This is a genomic window from Paenibacillus donghaensis (genome assembly GCF_002192415.1).
Lineage (GTDB): Bacteria > Bacillota > Bacilli > Paenibacillales > Paenibacillaceae > Paenibacillus_AQ > Paenibacillus_AQ donghaensis.
In genome coordinates this window covers 3762817-3780997 of sequence record NZ_CP021780.1, presented here as the reverse complement: position 1 = coordinate 3780997, position 18181 = coordinate 3762817, and the positions used below count along the sequence as shown (strand labels likewise).

The 18181-nt window shown below is 52.0% G+C and carries 29 protein-coding genes and 1 tRNA gene; all 30 read left to right on the top strand.

Annotated features, from left to right (window positions below):
- Positions 1 to 8 precede the first annotated feature (8 nt).
- The 30 genes from B9T62_RS16970 to terL all read left to right on the top strand — a co-directional run bounded on the left by B9T62_RS16970 (position 9) and on the right by terL (position 18179).
- Positions 9 to 230: a helix-turn-helix domain-containing protein gene (locus B9T62_RS16970; RefSeq protein WP_087916347.1), complete on the top strand. Its 222-nt coding sequence runs from the start codon at positions 9 to 11 to the stop codon at positions 228 to 230.
- Positions 227 to 427, top strand: coding sequence for a helix-turn-helix domain-containing protein (locus B9T62_RS41805; RefSeq protein WP_087916346.1), 201 nt, complete (start codon positions 227 to 229; stop codon positions 425 to 427). Before B9T62_RS16970 ends, B9T62_RS41805 begins: the two co-directional genes overlap by 4 nt.
- Positions 424 to 696, top strand: coding sequence for a hypothetical protein (locus B9T62_RS16960; protein WP_087916345.1), 273 nt, complete (start codon positions 424 to 426; stop codon positions 694 to 696). The genes B9T62_RS41805 and B9T62_RS16960 overlap by 4 nt, the downstream gene beginning before the upstream one ends.
- Entirely contained in the window at positions 693 to 857 is a 165-nt protein-coding gene (locus B9T62_RS39150; protein WP_157793866.1) for a hypothetical protein, read from the top strand. Before B9T62_RS16960 ends, B9T62_RS39150 begins: the two co-directional genes overlap by 4 nt.
- Entirely contained in the window at positions 854 to 1390 is a 537-nt protein-coding gene (gene yyaC / locus B9T62_RS16955; RefSeq protein ID WP_425436657.1) for a spore protease YyaC, read from the top strand. Before B9T62_RS39150 ends, yyaC begins: the two co-directional genes overlap by 4 nt.
- A 9-nt stretch (positions 1391 to 1399) precedes the next feature.
- The gene (locus tag B9T62_RS16950; RefSeq protein WP_087916343.1) at positions 1400 to 1582 is read left to right on the top strand and encodes a hypothetical protein; all 183 of its coding nucleotides are present in this window, start codon (positions 1400 to 1402) and stop codon (positions 1580 to 1582) included.
- Between the two features lie 88 nt (positions 1583 to 1670).
- A complete protein-coding gene (locus B9T62_RS16945) occupies positions 1671 to 2369 on the top strand; it encodes a hypothetical protein (protein ID WP_087916342.1) in 699 nt (232 codons plus the stop codon).
- 15 nt (positions 2370 to 2384) lie between these two features.
- Entirely contained in the window at positions 2385 to 2645 is a 261-nt protein-coding gene (locus tag B9T62_RS16940) for an AbrB/MazE/SpoVT family DNA-binding domain-containing protein (protein ID WP_087916341.1), read from the top strand.
- A 3-nt stretch (positions 2646 to 2648) separates the two neighbouring features.
- The gene (locus tag B9T62_RS16935) at positions 2649 to 3542 is read left to right on the top strand and encodes a hypothetical protein (RefSeq protein ID WP_087916340.1); all 894 of its coding nucleotides are present in this window, start codon (positions 2649 to 2651) and stop codon (positions 3540 to 3542) included.
- Positions 3543 to 3756: 214 nt separating this feature from the next.
- Positions 3757 to 4128 carry a replication terminator protein gene (locus B9T62_RS16930; protein ID WP_245864480.1) on the top strand — a complete coding sequence of 124 codons (372 nt, stop codon included), beginning with the start codon at positions 3757 to 3759 and terminating at the stop codon, positions 4126 to 4128.
- Positions 4129 to 4166: 38 nt separating this feature from the next.
- Positions 4167 to 4877: a hypothetical protein gene (locus tag B9T62_RS16925; protein WP_087916339.1), complete on the top strand. Its 711-nt coding sequence runs from the start codon at positions 4167 to 4169 to the stop codon at positions 4875 to 4877.
- 59 nt (positions 4878 to 4936) lie between these two features.
- Positions 4937 to 6271, top strand: coding sequence for an AAA family ATPase (locus B9T62_RS16920; protein WP_211296470.1), 1335 nt, complete (start codon positions 4937 to 4939; stop codon positions 6269 to 6271).
- A gap of 1 nt (position 6272) precedes the next feature.
- Complete coding sequence (locus tag B9T62_RS16915; RefSeq protein ID WP_087916337.1) at positions 6273 to 7358, top strand: ATP-binding protein; 1086 nt, start codon at positions 6273 to 6275, stop codon at positions 7356 to 7358.
- Positions 7359 to 7384: 26 nt separating this feature from the next.
- Positions 7385 to 7954, top strand: a complete 570-nt coding sequence (locus B9T62_RS16910; RefSeq protein ID WP_087916336.1) for a hypothetical protein — start codon at positions 7385 to 7387, stop codon at positions 7952 to 7954.
- Between the two features lie 12 nt (positions 7955 to 7966).
- Entirely contained in the window at positions 7967 to 9553 is a 1587-nt protein-coding gene (locus B9T62_RS16905) for a DEAD/DEAH box helicase (protein WP_245864479.1), read from the top strand.
- 4 nt (positions 9554 to 9557) lie between these two features.
- Complete coding sequence (locus B9T62_RS16900; protein ID WP_087916335.1) at positions 9558 to 9830, top strand: hypothetical protein; 273 nt, start codon at positions 9558 to 9560, stop codon at positions 9828 to 9830.
- 3 nt (positions 9831 to 9833) lie between these two features.
- Positions 9834 to 10037: a hypothetical protein gene (locus B9T62_RS16895; RefSeq protein WP_087916334.1), complete on the top strand. Its 204-nt coding sequence runs from the start codon at positions 9834 to 9836 to the stop codon at positions 10035 to 10037.
- Between the two features lie 9 nt (positions 10038 to 10046).
- Positions 10047 to 12308: an AAA family ATPase gene (locus tag B9T62_RS16890; protein ID WP_245864478.1), complete on the top strand. Its 2262-nt coding sequence runs from the start codon at positions 10047 to 10049 to the stop codon at positions 12306 to 12308.
- 223 nt (positions 12309 to 12531) lie between these two features.
- Positions 12532 to 12948: a RusA family crossover junction endodeoxyribonuclease gene (locus B9T62_RS16885; RefSeq protein ID WP_245864477.1), complete on the top strand. Its 417-nt coding sequence runs from the start codon at positions 12532 to 12534 to the stop codon at positions 12946 to 12948.
- A 3-nt stretch (positions 12949 to 12951) separates the two neighbouring features.
- Positions 12952 to 13176 carry a hypothetical protein gene (locus B9T62_RS16880; protein ID WP_087916332.1) on the top strand — a complete coding sequence of 75 codons (225 nt, stop codon included), beginning with the start codon at positions 12952 to 12954 and terminating at the stop codon, positions 13174 to 13176.
- Positions 13177 to 13179: 3 nt separating this feature from the next.
- Positions 13180 to 13401 carry a hypothetical protein gene (locus tag B9T62_RS40010; RefSeq protein ID WP_169834397.1) on the top strand — a complete coding sequence of 74 codons (222 nt, stop codon included), beginning with the start codon at positions 13180 to 13182 and terminating at the stop codon, positions 13399 to 13401.
- Positions 13350 to 13634 (top strand): nucleoside triphosphate pyrophosphohydrolase family protein, encoded by a 285-nt coding sequence (locus B9T62_RS16875; protein WP_087916331.1) that lies wholly within the window; start codon positions 13350 to 13352, stop codon positions 13632 to 13634. The genes B9T62_RS40010 and B9T62_RS16875 overlap by 52 nt, the downstream gene beginning before the upstream one ends.
- A complete protein-coding gene (locus B9T62_RS39145) occupies positions 13624 to 13782 on the top strand; it encodes a hypothetical protein (protein WP_169834396.1) in 159 nt (52 codons plus the stop codon). Before B9T62_RS16875 ends, B9T62_RS39145 begins: the two co-directional genes overlap by 11 nt.
- On the top strand, positions 13783 to 14751 hold the full coding sequence (locus tag B9T62_RS16870) for a helix-turn-helix domain-containing protein (RefSeq protein WP_087916330.1): 969 nt from the start codon (positions 13783 to 13785) through the stop codon (positions 14749 to 14751).
- Positions 14752 to 14772: 21 nt separating this feature from the next.
- Entirely contained in the window at positions 14773 to 15375 is a 603-nt protein-coding gene (locus B9T62_RS16865) for a DUF1492 domain-containing protein (RefSeq protein ID WP_087916329.1), read from the top strand.
- Between the two features lie 96 nt (positions 15376 to 15471).
- Positions 15472 to 15547 (top strand) — tRNA-Pro (locus B9T62_RS16860).
- 61 nt (positions 15548 to 15608) lie between these two features.
- Entirely contained in the window at positions 15609 to 15821 is a 213-nt protein-coding gene (locus B9T62_RS40730; RefSeq protein ID WP_087916328.1) for a Thoeris anti-defense Tad2 family protein, read from the top strand.
- Positions 15818 to 16024 (top strand): Acb2/Tad1 domain-containing protein, encoded by a 207-nt coding sequence (locus B9T62_RS16850; protein WP_087916327.1) that lies wholly within the window; start codon positions 15818 to 15820, stop codon positions 16022 to 16024. The genes B9T62_RS40730 and B9T62_RS16850 overlap by 4 nt, the downstream gene beginning before the upstream one ends.
- Positions 16025 to 16045: 21 nt before the next feature.
- Positions 16046 to 16792, top strand: a complete 747-nt coding sequence (locus B9T62_RS16845; protein WP_087916326.1) for a terminase small subunit — start codon at positions 16046 to 16048, stop codon at positions 16790 to 16792.
- Positions 16785 to 18179: a phage terminase large subunit gene (gene terL / locus B9T62_RS16840; RefSeq protein ID WP_087916325.1), complete on the top strand. Its 1395-nt coding sequence runs from the start codon at positions 16785 to 16787 to the stop codon at positions 18177 to 18179. Before B9T62_RS16845 ends, terL begins: the two co-directional genes overlap by 8 nt.
- The last annotated feature ends 2 nt before the right edge of the window (positions 18180 to 18181 follow it).

The following is an 18181-nucleotide window of genomic DNA, read 5'->3' as shown; positions in this document are numbered from 1 at the left end:
TAGAACTTGTGTACGAGAAATTTCTCAGTCTTTTAGAACAGTCTGGAAAAACTCCTTATCAGATTTCTAAAGAAACAGGCATTTCTACTGCAACGCTGACCAATTGGAAGCAAGGTAATTACAAACCCAAAGCAGACAAACTGAAAATCTTGGCTGACTATTTTGGCGTGACCGTTGATTACTTCTTGCAGGAGGATAAGAAATTTGATGGGACGGCGGTGCAAAAATGACCGAACAATTAAGGCCCACCATTGACGTGCTCGACGCTGCGGCCTACCTGAGTGTTAGCAAGTATACCGTGATCAATCGGATTAAGCAGGGGGAGCTCAAGGCATATAAACAAGGGAATATTTGGAAGATTAAACGGGAATGGCTCTTGGAATACGAAGAAAGTCTAGTGTCTCAGCCGAAAGGAGCTAACCCATGAAAGCCCCTGTTAAGAAGAAACTAACCCATCCGATATCGCGCTTGGATGCTGATGATTCTCGGCTACTTAAAAAAGAGTTTCTACGCCTGATTCGGGTGAGGCTGTCAATCGTTCGCACTCTTTGCGAATCGGATCAAATGGCACTTGAGCTGGTACAGGCAGGAGCGACTCAAAAGGAAGAGGGGTTTGAATCCGATATCGAAGCTCTTATATGGAAGTTCGTTGTAATGAGATTAGAAGCCCGCTTGAAGAAAGGGGCTACCCAATGAACATTAACATTCGGGCCGACCTGGCTGATCAGATTTGGCGCCGGCTGGAGCTTCGCCGGAGACGCTGGCAGCTACTAAATGGACGATTGATCGTTGACGAGCCAGAGGCTGCTATCTGGTGGCTCGATCGGGAGATTGCAGAAATGGAGGCAGGCCAGTGAAGACTCGGAAAGAGATTGATGCCTTGAGCCGGAAGCTGGACGGATTGCTGCCGGTAGATTTATCGAATGTAGCTTTCCTGTGCATCGGCACGGATCGTTCGACGGGTGACTCGCTAGGGCCGTTGGTCGGAAGATACTTAAAACGCCGGGGCATCCCCCGTGTGTTCGGTACGCTGCAAGATCCATGCCACGCGCAGAACCTGCAGGAACATCTTGATTCACTGCAAGGGAAATTTGTTCTTGCCATCGACTCCTGTCTCGGCAGATCAACTAGTGTAGGTAGAATTGATATCGGCGAAGGACCGTTACAACCTGGTGCGGGAGTCGGTAAGGAGCTGTCTGAAGCTGGAGACGCCCATATCAAAGGAATCGTCAACGTTGGCGGCTTCATGGAATATTTCGTCTTGCAGAATACCCGTCTTGCTCTAGTGGATGATATGGCCACGGCAATCGGTAGGGCGATCTGCGGAGTGTTCCGTCGCCAGAGTCAGTCGGCAATGGCTGAGGCGGCTGTTGGACTTGAAGGGAGGTGAGGGGAGAGAATGAGCGAATCCATGACAAAACCGTTCAGTGAAGTGGTCGATTACTGCAGCCAATGCGGTGCGGAAATCAAATTCGGACAGATTGTTATCCGGTATGGACGGGAATTGCTCTGTGACACGAATTGTCTATGTGACTGGGTTGGAGCTGATGAAGTTTCTGTTCCAGAACCAGCTAAGCATTAAAATGACCCGACGGTTTAGGCCCGTCAGGTCATCGCATTAAAAATAATAGTTGAGGTCAGTGTACCACTGGCCAGAAGGAGAATCAAGTATGGGCTGCGATATTCATTTGTTTGTTGAGAAAAAGATAAATGGTAAGTGGCTGGCTGTCAAAGGTGTGAATGAGCCGGAAATTAAAGAAGCAGAAGAGTTTATCGAAAACATTAAGGCACGCGGAGAATCAGCGGATTATTGGGAGAAACGTATCGAGGAATTGCGCCAAGGAACTCAGGGTTACATTTGGGACGGTCGCCACTACCTCCTATTTGAAGCGTTGGCTGGGGTCCGTGCCAATCATGAGATAACACCTATTTCTGAGCCGAAAGGGTTGCCAGAAGACATTTCGGCTGAGGTCAAGGATTCAGCTGAAGGTTGGGGAGGAGATGGACATAGTCATTCCTATCTAACGGCAGCGGAGCTGAATGCCTATAAATGGGATCAAACCATTGCCCGTGAAGGGTTTGTGAATGTGCATCAATTCAAGGAGTTTCAGGAAAAAGGTTCCCCTTCCGGTTGGTGCGGTAGTGTCGGCGGTGGCGGTGTGCGACATGTAACCAATCATAAAATGAAGAAACAAATTGAAGATGATTTCCCCTTTGGTGACTCTTCTTCCTATTATACGCTGGTCCGCTGGGAAAAATCGCTCCGTGAAGCGTTAGGAAGCTTCTGCAGCTGGTCGCTTCCTGAATTGAATAAATTGGTTGAAGGTAATCCGGAAAATGTGCGAATCGTATTTTGGTTTGATAACTGAGGGGGAGAGATGAAGATGAAAGCTACTGGAATTGTTCGTCAATTGGATGGGTTGGGCCGTGTCGTTATCCCCAAAGAGCTGCGTCGTACTATGAATATTGCTGAAGGCGATGGACTTGAAATCTTCGTTAATGGTGATCAAATTGTATTGAAGAAATATAATCCCGGCTGCACGCTTTGTGGAAGCCTGGAAGACATTGAATACCTCTCTGGTAAACCGATCTGCCGTGCTTGTGTGGTCCGCATCGTCAAGCTTCAGGCAAGCGTGGAGGGGTAACCCATGAAAATTTGCTATCGGGAAATCAAGTTCCGTGCTGAGAGTCTTCGGCTGATCCAGGAGGTTAATGCCATCATCATTGAATACCAGCAAATGGGCTACTCTCTTACATTGCGCCAAGTGTATTACCAGCTTGTTTCTCGGGACATTATCCCGAACAACGAGCGAAGCTACAAGAATCTTGGAAGTCTCATATCTGATGGCCGTATGTCAGGTCTCATTGATTGGGACGCCATCGAGGACCGAACCCGGAACCTTCGGAAGAATAGCCATTGGAATTCTCCGGGATCAATCATTCACTCTGCTGCTCACTCCTTCGCCTATGACAAATGGGGGGATCAGGACAACTATGTGGAGGTATGGGTGGAAAAAGACGCCTTGGTCGGCATTGTCGGTCAGGTCTGTGAAGAAATGGACATCCCGTATTTCAGTTGCCGGGGTTATGTATCTCAATCGGAAATGTGGGCAGCTGCCCAACGCCTTGAGGACTTCGCTGGGCAGAAAAATATCCACATCATCCATTTAGGCGACCACGACCCAAGCGGTAGGGATATGAGCCGCGATATCTGCGATAGGTTAGAACTGTTTGGAGTAATGGTAGAGTTTGAGCGGATTGCCTTGAATTACAACCAAATTGAAGAGTACAGCCCACCGCCTAATCCAACAAAGCTGACCGATAGCCGAGCGACTGGCTATATCAAGGACTTTGGCCATGAGTGCTGGGAGCTGGATGCCCTGCGGCCGGATGTGATCGACGGACTGATTCGGGATGCCGTGACAGACCTATGCGACTTGGATCTGCTTCAAGCGGCACGGGATCGTGAAGAATCAGCCAAGGACACACTACGAGCTGTCGCCAGGGATTGGGCTACGATTGAAAGCAATTATGCTGATTAGACTATCCGATCACACCCGTTGTGAAGTCTGTGGTCACGTTGTAAATATCCGGTTCATCCGGAACTGGAACGCCAAACAGGTCTGCACTCATTGTATCGAAACTTTACTTGCCTGTCCGTAAATAGGCGCAGCTAAACGATTCCGCTGCGGCCGATTCGGACGCGGGCCAGTCGCAGCGTTCACATATAACTTACAACTTTGAGGAGGAGCACACATGAGTAAAAGCGTGAAAATCACATTAGATTCCTTGGCCGACGGTGGCATAGTCGAACGGTTCCAGCAGGAGCTGGACAAGGTTCTGGCGAACATTGGTGACCCGAACACAAGCGCCAAAGCTGCGCGGAAGGTAAATATATCACTCACAATCAAGCCTGATGAAAAGCGGGAGATTGCTGAAGTCTCCATTCAGGCCACGTCGAATCTGGCTCCGGCGAAAGAACTGATGACCACCATCCTTATGGACCGTGATAATGACGGAAAAGTGGTCGGTGCGGAACTGAAGTCAGGTATGCAAGGTCAGTCCTATATGGATAACGAGGGTGAAGTCCGCTCTGATACAGGTGAAAAAATCAAACGCATCTATTAAGCCCAAATCAAAAAACCAATCATAGGAGGAATTCATTCATGTTTAATCGCGATTCTCTGGAATTTTTGGCTCAATCCGGTAAGACCGAAGTCGTTAATGTCAATGGTCAGCAGTATGCTACACACCAGCTCTACAAGGTAGCTGAGCCTACGCCAGCACCGCTGGTTGTCCGCAACCTGTCCGGCCTGGTGGACTACCTGAAGTCCGAGTTTGACAAGCAAGCCCATCTGCTGGTCCATGTGGTCAGTCCGACTCAGGTTTCTGTCGTCTCTTCCTATAACAACGACTTTAACCGCCGGGAGATCATCAAGGCTGAGGCGTTGCTGCCGGAATATCGGTATGGCGCGTTTTACGATTCCGAGGATTTCATTATCAAGTTGCAGTCTGGCTTTGTGTCTAATGAGGACCGCACCAAGTTGCTGAAGGTAGTCGGAAACATCAAGGAAGAGAATGTCCGTCAAGTGGGCGATGATGGTGTGTCGCAGTCCGTGGTGGCTAAGACAGGCGTGGCCACGGTGGAGGACGTAAAGGTGCCTAATCCGGTGCTGCTGGCGCCATACCGGACGTTCATTGAAGTGAAGCAACCAGAAAGTGCTTTTGTCTTCCGTATGAAGGACGGCCCGTCAGCGGCATTGTTCGAGGCAGACGGCGGGGCTTGGCGTAATGCGGCCATCGAAGCGGTGGCTGCCTATCTCTCAGATGAACTGAACGAATTGATTACCGCTGAGCACGTTGTCGTGATTGCTTAACTTCATCTAACCAAATGGGCGGCCATGTGTCGCCCTTCATACACAAAGGAGGAGCGTTCGTGATCAAAATTAGTAAACTCGAAATCGAGAACGTAAAGCGCGTCAAGGCAGTGAAGATTGAACCGACAGCAAACGGATTGACTCTGGTCGGCGGCAAGAATAATCAAGGTAAAACCAGCGTGCTGGATGCCATTGCCTGGGCGCTCGGCGGCAACAAGTACCGTCCTTCAAAGGCAGCTCGAGAGGAATCAGCCATTCCTCCATACCTTCACCTGACGCTGTCGAATGGTCTGATCGTGGAGCGCAAGGGTAAGAACAGCGACCTAAAGGTCGTAGATCCAGACGGCCAGAAGGGTGGGCAGATGCTCCTAGATAGCTTCGTGGAAGAGTTGGCTATCAACCTTCCAAAGTTCATGAGCTCCACCAATAAGGAAAAGGCCAACATCCTACTGCAGATCATCGGCGTAGGCCAACAACTACATGAATTTGAAATAAAGGAGCAGGAGGTTTACAACCGGCGCCACACCATCGGCCAGATTGCCGATCAGAAGGCCAAATTTGCCAAGGAGCAGACTTACTTCCCTGACGCTCCGAAGGAACCTGTATCCGCGTCAGAAATGATTCAGCAGCAGCAGGGGATTCTTGCGAAGAATGGTGAGAACCAACGGAAGCGGCAGCAGCTGACGCAGATTCAAGCTGCATATGACCAGCAGGCGCGGGAGCTCGAACGTTTAGAAGCATTGCTCAACGAGGCACATATCAAACGAGCTCAATTTGCGGAGGATCTGGATATTGCTAAAAAGGACGCCCTGGACCTTCAGGATGAGTCAACCGAGGAGCTGCAGGCCAACATCCGGCAGATCGACGAGATCAATCGGAAGGTTCGGGCGAATCTGGACAAAGACAAGGCGGAGACGGATGCCAGCGACTACCGCGTGCAATATGACCAATTGACCACGGAGATCAACGGTATCCGCCAGAAGAAGACGGAGCTCCTGACGAACGCGAATCTACCGCTGCCAGGACTGTCCGTTGATGATGGCGAGCTCATTTATAACGGCCAGCGTTGGGACAATATGAGCGGATCAGACCAGCTCAAGGTGTCTACGGCCATTGTCCGCAAGCTGAAGCCGGATTGCGGGTTTATCCTGCTCGACAAGCTGGAGCAGATGGACCTGGAGACTTTGCAGGAGTTTGGCCAGTGGCTGGAGCAGGAGGGCTTGCAGGCCATCGCCACCCGAGTTAGCACCGGTGAGGAGTGTAGCATCATCATTGAAGACGGCTATGTCGCCGGACAGGAAGGCGTCACACTGCAGACGCAGCCGGGCGAGATCGATCCGGGGACGACATGGGAATTGCCGAAAACGAACACTTGGAAAGCGGGTGAATTTTAACATGCAGGTCATTACCGGAAAAGTCCAGAAGGCCAAGAAGGTTGTAATCTATGGGCCGGAAGGGGTCGGCAAGTCTTCCCTGGCTGCTCAATTCCCGCGTCCAATTTTCATTGATACCGAAGGCAGCACGACGGAAATGGATGTAGCGCGGCTTCCCCGGCCGTCCAGTTGGGAAATGCTCAAACAGCAGGTTCGATGGATATGGCAAAGCGGACAATATGGGTCACTCATCCTTGATACCATTGATTGGGCAGAGATGTTATGCGTGGATAGCGTCTGTTCCACACATGCAAAGAACGGCATTGAAGATTTCGGATACGGTAAGGGATACATTTTTGTTTCCGAGGAATTGGGCCGGATGTTGAACCTTCTCAGTGATGTAGTCGAAGCTGGTATCCATGTGGTGTTGATCGCCCATGCTCAAATCGTGAAATTCGAGCAGCCGGATGAAATGGGCGCCTATGACCGGTACCAGCTCAAGCTTGGGCAAAAGACCGGTTCCCGAACGGCTGCACTGGTCAAGGAATGGGCTGACATGGTGCTGTTCATCAATTACAAAACCTTCAGCGTCTCCACAGACAAGGAAGGTAAGAAGAACAAGGCTCAGGGCGGCGTACGCACCGTCTACGCTACACATCACCCGGCATGGGACGCCAAGAACCGTCACGGCCTGCCAGATGAATTTCCGTTGGACTATGGCTATATTGCCCATATCTTCAGTGGGCCAGCTCAGGCTCCCGCCGCACCGCCGGCAGCGAGTCCGCAGCAGGCCGCTCCACCAGCCAGTCCGCCGCCACAGTCACCGCCGCCTGCTGATCCACCGTCACCGCCGAATCCACCGCAGCAACCGAGCGGCGCGCCTCAGCAAGTGCTTGATCCAAACATTCATAAACCCTTACGTGATTTAATGTTGCAGTATCAAGTGCGTGAGGACGAGATTCAGATTGTGGTCAGTGAGAAGCAAATTTACCCCGTTGATACACCGGTTTCCAGATATGATCTTGCTTACGTCAACGGCGTACTTGTGGCTGCCTGGACACAAGTGTTTGAAGCTATTAAAAACAGAAGAGAGCAATTGCCATTCTAATTTATACATCATGGGAGGAAACTTATATGAATCAGAACACGGAACGTGAACTGGGTTGGGACGACGAGATCGTAAAAGACGGAACGGATTTTATCGTCCTGCCTGCAGGAGACTATAACTTCACCGTCACAAAATTTGAACGTGGGCGCTTTAATGGCTCCGAAAAAATGCCAGCCTGCAATCAGGCCAAGATTGAGCTGACTGTGCATTCAGATCAGGGGGATGTAGTGGTGTTCCATAACTTGTTCCTTCATACAAAGACGGAGGGGCTGTTGTCGAACTTCTTCGCTGGCATTGGCCAGAAACGGAAAGGTGAGAAGCTGAAAATGAACTGGCAGGCGGTTATCGGTTCCAAAGGTCGGCTGAAACTGGAGATCAACAATTTCAGAGGCCGTGATGGTGCAGACAAGACTAACAATCAAGTTAAGACCTTCTATGCTGCTGATGAACTGCCGGCAGGACAGCCGCCTCAACAATACCAACCGCCACAGCAGTATCAGCAGCCAGCACCTCCACAGCAACCGCCATATCAGCAGGCTCCATTTCCAGGATCACCACCTCCACAAGGCGGCGGGTTCACGCCTGGCCAGTTTTAGGAGGATGCGATTATGGCTATGGAACTTAGACCCTATCAACAGGAGTCCCGCGAGTCGATTCAGACGGAGTGGGGGAAGGGCGTCCGACGGACGCTCCTGGTCCTCCCTACAGGCTGCGGCAAGACCATTGTATTTAGCAAGGTGATCGAAGACCAGGTAAGGCTGGGCAAGCGTGTGCTTGTCCTGGCTCACCGGGGGGAGCTGCTGGATCAGGCGGCCGACAAGCTGGCCAAGTCAACCGGCTTAGGGTGTGCCACCGAAAAGGCAGAGCAAACATCTATAGGCAGCTGGTTCCGGGTGGTGGTCGGCAGCGTGCAAACCATGATGAGAGACAAGCGGCTGCAGAAGTTCGCCGCAGATCATTTCGACACCATTATCATCGATGAAGCTCACCATTGCCTTTCAGATAGCTACCAGCGGGTGCTGGACTATTTCAAAGAGGCATACGTGCTGGGTGTAACCGCAACTCCAGACCGTGGCGACATGCGCAACCTGGGTAGCTATTTTGAATCTTTGGCATATGAATACACGCTGCCCAAGGCGATTAAAGAGGGCTTTCTAAGCCCGATTAAGGCCATGACGATTCCCCTGAAACTGGACCTGACTTCCGTCGGGCAGCAGGCAGGCGACTTTAAAAGCAGTGAGCTGGGCACAGCACTGGACCCGTACCTGGATTCCATTGCTGCTGAAATGTGGCGGGTTGCCAAGGACCGGAAAATCGTCGTTTTCTTGCCGCTGGTGAAGACCAGCCAAAAGTTTACTTCTATACTAAACGCCGTCGGCTTCCGTGCTGCTGAAGTCAATGGAGATTCGCAGGACCGGGCAGAGATACTGGCCGATTATGATAGCGGCAAATACAACGTTCTATGTAATTCCATGTTGCTAACAGAAGGCTGGGACTGCCCGAGCGTAGATTGCATCGTCGTCTTGCGGCCGACCAAGGTCCGCAGTCTTTACAGTCAGATGGTTGGGCGAGGTACCCGGCTGTTTCCAGGCAAGGAGGATCTGCTGCTGCTTGATTTTTTGTGGCACACCGAACGGCATGAACTTTGCCATCCTGCACACCTGATTGCCGAAAACGAAGAAGTCGCCCAGGCCATGACCCAGCAGATCGAACAGGCAGGGATTGCGCTGGATCTGGAAGTGGTAGAGAAGCAGGCGACTGAAGATGTCATTTCGCAGCGTGAAGAGGCACTGGCCAAGATGCTGAATGAAATGAAACGCCGGAAGGCTAAACTGGTTGATCCGCTTCAATTTGAAATGAGCATTCAGGCTGAAGACCTATCCAGCTATGTACCAGCCTTTGGGTGGGAAATGGCTCCACCGAGTGAAGCGCAGATCAAGACACTTGAAAAGCTGGGAATTCTACCAGATCAGATCGACAATGCCGGCAAGGCGTCGAAGCTGCTGGAGAGGCTGGATAAACGGCGAGCTGAGAACCTGACCACACCAAAACAGATTCGGCAATTGGAAAATCGGGGCTTTGAACATGTGGGGTCATGGTCCTTTGAAGCAGCTCGGAAGCTGATTGATCGCATTGCCGGTAATGGCTGGCGAACGCCTGCCGACATCAACCCTAAAGAATATCGTGGGGAGTAGTCTTATGAAGCTGAATTGCAAGGATCAACACTATAAAGGGATTGCACTGACACTCCTTAAACGTAATTATGCCGGATATGCAGCGAAACGTTATCTGCTAAATCGTACGAGTCAAAATGTGTGGATTCCGAACAAACATTTAGAGCCTGACGGAACGATTAAGCCGGGCGAGGATTTGGATTATGTGTTCCGAAAGGCTCAGCGGCAATTGGAGCTTGCCGGGTATACCGGTTCTATACCGGGGATAAAGCGGCGTTCAGCAGAAGGGGGGATATAGCAGATGGACCCGTATTTGAAAAAACAAGAACGTATCCTAATGCAGAAGAAACAATACGCACATTTAGTTGGTACTCGATATACTCACAAAAGTACTGGGGAGGCTTATTTCGTAACAGGTATTTACCATGATACTGAATACGGAATAAGCGTGACTAACGGAGCTTGGTCTATAACGATTAGAGATTTCCTTAAAGATTATGAGTAGAAAAGGGTTGTGAAATCATTGGAGCATAAATTGGATTTGGTTGCCTTGCTTGGCCATGTGGATCCGTCTTATCTGGATTACCAATCCTGGGTCAATGTCGGCATGGCGCTGAAATATGAAGGTTACACGGCCAGCGATTGGGACGAGTGGAGCCGGCGGGACAGCGGACGCTACCATCCAGGTGAATGTTTCAAAAAGTGGACGACATTCGAAGGAACCGGTAATCCGGTGACCGGTGCGACCATTACGCAGTTGGCCAAGGATAACGGTTGGCTGCCGCGGTCTGCCCATGACCGGGAGCTGGACTGGGATGACGAGATTTCCGGTAGCTCCGGCGATTATGTGGTCGTGGATCGGAACTGGATTGAAGGTAAAGAGATCCACGAACCTGCTGAATGGAACCCTGTACAGCAGATAACAACGTATTTAAGTGCATTATTTGAGGCATCCGAAAACGTTGGCTATGTCACGGAAGCGTGGCAGAGCGAGGAAGGGAAGTGGCTTCCTACAAAAGGCGCGTCGGATCGGACGGCGGGGGAACTTATTGAATTACTGCATATGTGTGACGGTGACATTGGCGATGTGTTTGGGGATTACAAGCCGGAGGCGGGGGCCTGGATACGATTTAACCCGCTGGACGGCAAGGGAGTCAAGAATGAGAACGTGACTGAATTCCGGTATGCTCTGGTGGAATCGGACACGATGGACATCGAGAAACAGAACGCTGTCATGCGGGAGCTGGAGCTGCCGATTGCCGTCATGGTATACAGCGGCGGCAAGAGCCTCCACGCCATTGTGCGGGTCGAGGCGGCCAACTATGACGAGTACCGCAAGCGGGTGGATTACCTGTACGACATCTGCAAGCGGAACGGGCTGGCTATCGACAAGCAGAACCGAAATCCGTCCCGGCTGTCCCGCATGCCGGGTGTCGAGCGGAACGGCAAGAAGCAATTCATCGTGGACACGAACCTGGGCAAGGCGAGCTGGGCGGAGTGGCATGAATGGATTGAAGGGATCAACGATGATCTGCCAGACCCGGAGAACTTGACGGATACCTGGGATAACATGCCGAAGCTAGCCCCTCCTTTAATAGAAGGGTTACTGCGGCAGGGTCATAAAATGCTCATGGCGGGGCCATCGAAGGCGGGGAAGTCCTTTGCTCTGATTGAGCTGAGCATTGCCATAGCCGAGGGCATCAAGTGGTTGGCCTGGCAATGTACGAAGGGCAAGGTACTGTATGTCAATCTGGAGCTGGACCGGGCCAGCGCCTTGCATCGCTTCAAGGATGTGTACGCGGCGCTGGGGCTGTCCGGCCATAACATTAGCAACATTGACATTTGGAACCTACGTGGTAAGACAGTGCCTATGGATAAGCTGGCCCCTAAGCTGATCCGGAGGGCTCAGAAGAAGAACTATATCGCGGTCATTATCGATCCTATTTATAAGGTGTTAACCGGTGACGAGAACAGTGCCGACCAGATGGCCCACTTCACAAACCAGTTTGACAAGATCGCTACGGAGTTGGGAGCTGGTGTCATTTACTGCCACCATCACAGTAAAGGCTCCCAGGGCGGGAAAAAGTCGATGGACCGAGCATCCGGTAGCGGCGTGTTCGCCCGGGACCCAGACGCACTGATCGACCTAGTGGAGTTGGATCTGACAGAGGCTCTGCTGATGCAAGAGGAGAATAAGGCAGTCTGCAGCATGTACCAGCACCTCTTCCAGCAATACAATCCGTCGTACCTGCAGGAACATGTCTCCCAGGACGACCTGCTCAGCGCCAAGGCCATGGAGGACCATGCCAAGCGTGCCATTCCTGGGCAGCTAGCTATCGCTCAGGAGGGCGTCAAGCAGGCGGTGAAGAGCGTCAGGATCCGCTCAGCCTGGCGCGTAGAGGGTACGCTGCGTGAGTATCCGAAGTTTGATCCGGTCAATATGTGGTTCCAGTATCCGGTACACCGCGTCGATGACACAGGCAGCCTAAAGGACATCGATCCGGAAGGGGAGTCCTCTTCTCCGCCATGGCAGAAGGCGACCGGCAAAAGGAAAGAGAAGGCCAAAGAGGAGCGCCGAAGCAAGGCGGAAGAGTTCGAAGACGCGGTAAACAACTGCAATTTTGGGGAACCGCCTACCGTGATGGATGTCATGGCATGGTATGGGTCAACCGGAAAAGAGGTTGCTGAACGTACAGTCAGAGACTGGATAAAGAAGCATGGCTATGAAATTGATCGATCAATTGGATATCGCATAGTCAAGAAAAAAGAGGAATAACTTGCGGCAAGCACCATTAAATTATGGTCGCCGCCAACTTGCAAAGTTCTCTTAAATATGATTGCCGCAAGTTGCGGCGGGGATTGATACGTCATGATTGCCGCAGTCGGCGGCGGGGACCCTATATATAAATATATAAGGATAAGGGAAGGGGGTATAAAAATCCCCCTTCCCCCTCCCCTAAATTTATTTGAAAACCCGCCGCGAAATAGAAAGTTAAAAAATGGAAGTTGGTGTCACGATGACGACCGCATTTTTTATGCCGATGAAAAAAGTCCCGACGATCACGCACCAGCAGAAACAGGTTGCAGTGGTGAACGACAAACCAGTATTCTATGAGCCCGACGAGCTGAAGGCTGCCCGGGCGAAGCTGATGGCTCACTTGGGTCAACATGTGCCAGCGCGGAAATATACAGGGGCTCTTCGGCTGACGGTGAAATGGTGCTTCCCCATCACAGGCAAACGCCAGGACGGGGAGTACAAGACGACGAGACCGGACAACTCCAATATGCAAAAGCTGCTCGAAGACTGCATGGAGGATCTGGGGTTCTACAAAGACGATGCGCAGATTGCCAGTCTGATTGTGGAGAAGTTTTGGGCCAGCCTGCCGGGGATCTATATCAAGATCGAGGAGCTGTAGCCGATGGACTACGGGGCGTTCTTCGGGGATATACAGGCGTGGATCGGTCAGGCAAATCAAGCAGCTGCTCATTACGGCATGAGTCATCCTGACTTCTGGCAATGGGTGGCTAACTCTTCCGGGGCGATGTGCCAGAAATATCAGGACCATCCGCTGGTGATCAAGCAAATGATGATGCTGACAGAGTGGCTGGAAGAGATTTACGACAACCAGCAGAAAGGAGGTTGACCCATGATTTTGGTCTGCCTGGAGTGCGCTGCTGATATGACGGAGATCAAACCAAATGTGTATCGCTGTCCCTGCTGTGGCTGGATGGCGGAGCAATTAACCATAAGCGAAACTGACCTAACGGCAAAAGCAGCAGAAAATATTCCAAAATTATTCCTGAGAGGATGGTTTGTATGGATAACGCGTTTAAAAGTGTGGTTACTGAACGGCAGCGTCAAGACATAAAGTGGGGCGAACAGAATCACCGCCCTATGGAGTGGATGGGAATTTTGGGAGAGGAGTTTGGCGAATTGTGCCAGGCTGTCAACGAGACGCATTTCAATAACGGGCCTGAAGAACGGGTGAAGGGTGGTTATGCCAACATGCGTGCAGAGGCGGTGCAGGTGGCTGCTGTGGCTATCTCCTTTATCGAAGCTTTGGATCGGCGGTACAGTGCCGGTGATCCGGATGAGACCTGACCCCTTCTTCCAGGAGATCCCCTGGGAAATTATCACGGACGACAGTGGCGCGGTGATCGGCGAGGTCTTCTTGACTCTTCCAGATCCGCCGCCAAGGAAACAGCAGCGCAAATGGGGGACGACTTCATCAGCGGAAAGGGTGGAATAAGTGGCTAATACACCGATACCCAGCAAAGTAATTGAGTACAGTTCCACCGGCACCAGTGGGGTGCGTGAATACAAGCTGACGCCGGAAGAGCTAGAAGAGGTCCGGCAGAAGTATCCAGCCACGAAGCGGGATAAGACATTCAAAGCCCCGATCCAGATCAAGACCCAAACCAAGGAGGAGAAGGAAATGGCCAAGTTTAAGATGACCGCAGAGGAATATTTCGCCCAGCGAGCTGCCGGCAAGACGATTGCCCAGATTGCCAAGGAGCAGGGCGTGAGTGAGGCGACGATTTATAATCACATGGACAAGTGGGCGAAGGAGGGTAAGGGTGTTGAGTCACCCAAGGAAACCCAACTGCTTCGCGAAAAGGCGGTTTTGCCGCCTCAGCCGCCGGTGCCGCTGCCGGAAATGTACAAGAAGGCTCAGCAGGAGATTGAGCAGCTGAAGGCGGCGCTGACCGCTACCCAGCCGGTATCACATGACATGCTCAAAGAGTATAAGGCGACCGGGGAGCGGCTGGCCGTAGAAAATGCGGAGCTGAAGGATGAGGTGGAACACTGGAAAGACCAGGCGACCGAAGCGGTGGCCCTTGCCGGCAAAGCGGCTGAGGAGTCTATGACAAAGGTTGAATTGTCAGAAGCACGTGCAGACGGAGCAGTTGCTGCACGGGAAGCTGCTGAACTCGAACTGGATCAGACGTCCACAGCGCGGGATGAATATAAGCGCTTGTACGAGGAGCAATTCGCGTTTGCACAGGCATATTACAATCAGATTGAGGCGCTGAAGGCTGCAAATGGCCGTTTTGATGAGTTGCTGAGAGAACGGGACGATTCACTTGCTGAGCTGAAAGCCTGGTCGGTTTTGAAAGAGCCCCAGCCAGCCAGCGAGGTACATCTGCTTGACCGGAGCATTGCCGAGCTGAGCCGGGCTCGCTGGATCTTGGACCGGCTGTCTGCTTCGGGTGAATAATACAACAGGGGGTCAGACATCATGACAGAACAACAAGTGATTGACCAGCTGACCGGGTACCGGCAGAAGCAGGCGCGGATTCAAGCGCTAGGAACCTATACCGTGGGTAGCGGGATTCAGATCAGCCGGCTGAACGATGAGGATCAGCTGCAGCAGTTGCACCGGCGGCTGCGCGGCTTACCCAGCTACATGTACTTGGGCAAGCGTGATCTGCAGCTGGAGGCCACGGCGCACGCTTACCTGACTTTCTACCCGGCTGGTGTTCGGTCCCAACGTAATGCGATTCCAGACATCGGTGCCTACCAGGAGGATGATGAACTGCTACAGGAGCTGAGGGCCAAGATCGCTAAGGTGATTGATGCCCGTACCGGATGCAAGTATGACCTGGATGAGGTGCTGGAGCGACTCAGCGAGCTGCAGGACCTTCAGGCTGAGGTGCAGCGGGTGGATGATCTACTGTCGCTACTGGAGGAATACAAGCCGGACTATGCCAAATTGCTGCGGTTGAAGTATATTCAGGATATGGACGTTCCAGAAACCTGCAAGCGGTTGGCGGTCGTAGAGAAGACGTATTACCGCTGGAGAAAGAGGGCGATAGATGAGTTTTCAAAGTTGTCCAGTTGAATGTCCAGTCAGATGTCCTATTTTTCTAAAGAATCCATGATAAAATGATATTGTGCCATACTTGTAAGAGAGGGCTTCCCTCCCTCTCTTGACTGCACGGATGTGGAGAAGTTTGGCCGTTCTCGCCTGTCTTGGACACAGGAGCTCGCAGGTTCAAATCCTGCCATTCGTATTGATACTGAGCCGCTACCGGATCCCGGAGCGGTATTTTTTATGTCGAAAGGATGATAATCGTGGATTTTGGAAGTGCATTTGCACAGGTGAAAACAGGCAAGGGTATGAGGTTGCCTCAATGGCAGCCGGACGTTGTAATTCGGGCGCAGTATCCAGATGAGCACAGTAAAATGACGGCGCCATATCTGTACGTGGAAAGTCGTTTCGGTCGTGTACCCTGGAAGGAAACGAATATTGAGTTGTTCGCAGAGAACTGGGAGGTAGTCGAATGAGTAATCCGCAGATTGAGAACAACTTCAAGTATCACGCACCGAAGCCAGGACAACCTGAAATCTATGAGCAGATCCGCAACAAGGCCAAGGAATTGGCTGAACTGATCGATGACCTGACACCTAAGAGCCGGGAGCAGGCGCTGGCAATGACGAACCTGGAGCAATCGGTTATGTGGGCCAATGCGGCTGTAGCACGTAACTAAACCTGAAAGGAGCTGTTTGTGATGGCATTGACGGCCAAACAGAAGCTATTTGTTAAAGAATACCTGGTCGATCTCAATGCCACAGCAGCTTATAGACGAGCAGGGTATACAGCAAAGGGTAATGCGGCAGAAGTTAACGCCCATCGCTTGCTAAGTAATGCTAAGGTGCAGGAGGCCATTCAGGAGGCCAAGGAGAAGCGAGCAGCTAAGGTGGATATCACAGCCGAAATGGTGCTTCAGCGCTGGTGGGACATTGCTACTGCGGACCCGAATCAACTGATTCATACGCGCCGATTGGCTTGCCGGCATTGTCACGGCATCGATCATCAGTATCAATGGCTAGATGAGGCCGAATATGCACAAGCAATTAAGATGGCCCTTGATCACGCTGAGGCTGAAGCCAAGAAGCAGGACAGGCCAGTGGAGGCTGTGCTGCCGTCTGAGGATGGCGGTTACGGATATGATCGGCTCGCTGATCCGCACCCCAGCTGCCCGAAGTGTCGCGGCGAGGGTCGTCTGGACCTGCATATCGAGGATACCCGCAGGTTACAAGGCGGAGCTAAGCTGCTGTACGCTGGGGTGAAGGAGACTAAGGTAGGCGTCGAAATCCAGATGCACGACCAAATGAAGGCGCTGGAGAACGTGGCCCGGCATCTTGGCATGTTCAAGGATAAGCTGGATATTCAGCATAGCGGCAACGTTGATGTGAATAACCCGTTCAAGGGACTGACTACGGAAGAACTACGAAGGATTGCCCGCGATGGTTGATCTGGACGTGATTCGTCGTGGTGCCCGCGTGGAGCTGGCCCGCCGTGAGTTCTTCAGCTTCTGCCAGGCCATGGCCCCAGACTTTTACCGGGATGATCGGCAGTATCTGATGGACTTGTGTGGCGAGATGCAGGATTTTTACCAGTCGGATGACGATATCCTGATCGTCAATGAGCCTCCCCGGCACGGCAAGAGCCGTACCGCTTCCATGCTGGCCCAATGGGTGTTTGGGCAGAATCAAAAAGAGAAGGTCATGACGGGCAGCTACAACGAAACCCTATCCACCACGTTCTCTAAAGCCGTCCGTAACGGGATCAACACGGTTAAAGCGGACGAGAAGGTTATTGTGTATAGCGACATTTTCCCCCAGGTACGCATTCAGCGTGGGGACGGAGCCATGAACCTCTGGAGCCTGGAGGGAGGCTATAACAGCTATCTAGCCACGTCTCCTACGGGTACGGCAACCGGCTTCGGAGCCACCTTGCTGATAATTGATGACCTGATCAAGAATGCAGAGGAAGCCAGCAATGAGAACGTGCTGGAGAAGCATTGGGAGTGGTTCACTAATACAATGCTGTCGCGCTTGGAGGAAGGCGGCAAGATCATCATCATCATGACCCGCTGGGCATCCGGTGACCTCGCAGGGCGGGCGCTGGAGCATTTCCAAGCCGAGAAGAAGCGTGTCCGGCACCTGACTATGAAGGCGCTCCAGGACGACGGCACGATGTTATGTCCAGATGTTCTGTCCCGTGAGAGCTACGACATGAAGGTACGGGCCATGGGCGAGGATATCGCCAGCGCTAACTATCAGCAGATCCCGATTGACATCAAGGGTAAGCTGTACAGCAGCTTCAAGACATATGAGAAGCTGCCGACGGATGCCGCAGACGAGCCGCTATTCACGGGTATTTACGCTTACTGTGACACTGCGGACGATGGAGCAGATTATTTGTGCAATATCATCTGGGGTGTGTACCAAAAAGAGGCGTATGTCCTGGATGTTATATATACCAAGCAACCGATGGAGATCACGGAGCCGGCCACAGCGCAGGCTCTTTTTACGTTCAAGGCAAATAAGGCCCGTATTGAGTCTAACAACGGTGGTAAAGCCTTTGCGCGGAACATTAAGCGCATTCTAGAGACGGAGCTGAAGAGTAACCGAACGGATGTGAGCTGGTTCCACCAAAGTAAAAATAAGACGGCCAGAATCATCAGCAACGCGACCTGGATCATGCAGCACATCTATTTCCCGGTCAACTGGCGGGACCGCTGGCCAGAGTATTACAAGGCTATGACAAGCTATCAGCGGGAAGGTAAAAACGCCCATGATGATGCGCCGGATGCTACAACGGGCGTAGCCGAAACCATGTTCCTGTTAGGGGGTTAAGA

Bases quoted from the DNA above. Each gene is read 5' to 3' on its own strand.
- B9T62_RS41805 (WP_087916346.1), top strand. From the start codon at position 227: ATGACCGAACAATTAAGGCCCACCATTGACGTGCTCGACGCTGCGGCC.
- B9T62_RS16960 (WP_087916345.1), top strand. From the start codon at position 424: ATGAAAGCCCCTGTTAAGAAGAAACTAACCCATCCGATATCGCGCTTG.
- B9T62_RS39150 (WP_157793866.1), top strand. From the start codon at position 693: ATGAACATTAACATTCGGGCCGACCTGGCTGATCAGATTTGGCGCCGG.
- B9T62_RS16950 (WP_087916343.1), top strand. From the start codon at position 1,400: ATGAGCGAATCCATGACAAAACCGTTCAGTGAAGTGGTCGATTACTGC.
- B9T62_RS16945 (WP_087916342.1), top strand. From the start codon at position 1,671: ATGGGCTGCGATATTCATTTGTTTGTTGAGAAAAAGATAAATGGTAAG.
- B9T62_RS16940 (WP_087916341.1), top strand. From the start codon at position 2,385: ATGAAAGCTACTGGAATTGTTCGTCAATTGGATGGGTTGGGCCGTGTC.
- B9T62_RS16935 (WP_087916340.1), top strand. From the start codon at position 2,649: ATGAAAATTTGCTATCGGGAAATCAAGTTCCGTGCTGAGAGTCTTCGG.
- B9T62_RS16930 (WP_245864480.1), top strand. From the start codon at position 3,757: ATGAGTAAAAGCGTGAAAATCACATTAGATTCCTTGGCCGACGGTGGC.
- B9T62_RS16925 (WP_087916339.1), top strand. From the start codon at position 4,167: ATGTTTAATCGCGATTCTCTGGAATTTTTGGCTCAATCCGGTAAGACC.
- B9T62_RS16915 (WP_087916337.1), top strand. From the start codon at position 6,273: ATGCAGGTCATTACCGGAAAAGTCCAGAAGGCCAAGAAGGTTGTAATC.
- B9T62_RS16910 (WP_087916336.1), top strand. From the start codon at position 7,385: ATGAATCAGAACACGGAACGTGAACTGGGTTGGGACGACGAGATCGTA.
- B9T62_RS16905 (WP_245864479.1), top strand. From the start codon at position 7,967: ATGGCTATGGAACTTAGACCCTATCAACAGGAGTCCCGCGAGTCGATT.
- B9T62_RS16900 (WP_087916335.1), top strand. From the start codon at position 9,558: ATGAAGCTGAATTGCAAGGATCAACACTATAAAGGGATTGCACTGACA.
- B9T62_RS16895 (WP_087916334.1), top strand. From the start codon at position 9,834: ATGGACCCGTATTTGAAAAAACAAGAACGTATCCTAATGCAGAAGAAA.
- B9T62_RS16885 (WP_245864477.1), top strand. From the start codon at position 12,532: ATGGAAGTTGGTGTCACGATGACGACCGCATTTTTTATGCCGATGAAA.
- B9T62_RS16880 (WP_087916332.1), top strand. From the start codon at position 12,952: ATGGACTACGGGGCGTTCTTCGGGGATATACAGGCGTGGATCGGTCAG.
- B9T62_RS40010 (WP_169834397.1), top strand. From the start codon at position 13,180: ATGATTTTGGTCTGCCTGGAGTGCGCTGCTGATATGACGGAGATCAAA.
- B9T62_RS16875 (WP_087916331.1), top strand. From the start codon at position 13,350: ATGGATAACGCGTTTAAAAGTGTGGTTACTGAACGGCAGCGTCAAGAC.
- B9T62_RS39145 (WP_169834396.1), top strand. From the start codon at position 13,624: ATGAGACCTGACCCCTTCTTCCAGGAGATCCCCTGGGAAATTATCACG.
- B9T62_RS16865 (WP_087916329.1), top strand. From the start codon at position 14,773: ATGACAGAACAACAAGTGATTGACCAGCTGACCGGGTACCGGCAGAAG.
- B9T62_RS16850 (WP_087916327.1), top strand. From the start codon at position 15,818: ATGAGTAATCCGCAGATTGAGAACAACTTCAAGTATCACGCACCGAAG.
- B9T62_RS16845 (WP_087916326.1), top strand. From the start codon at position 16,046: ATGGCATTGACGGCCAAACAGAAGCTATTTGTTAAAGAATACCTGGTC.
- terL (WP_087916325.1), top strand. From the start codon at position 16,785: ATGGTTGATCTGGACGTGATTCGTCGTGGTGCCCGCGTGGAGCTGGCC.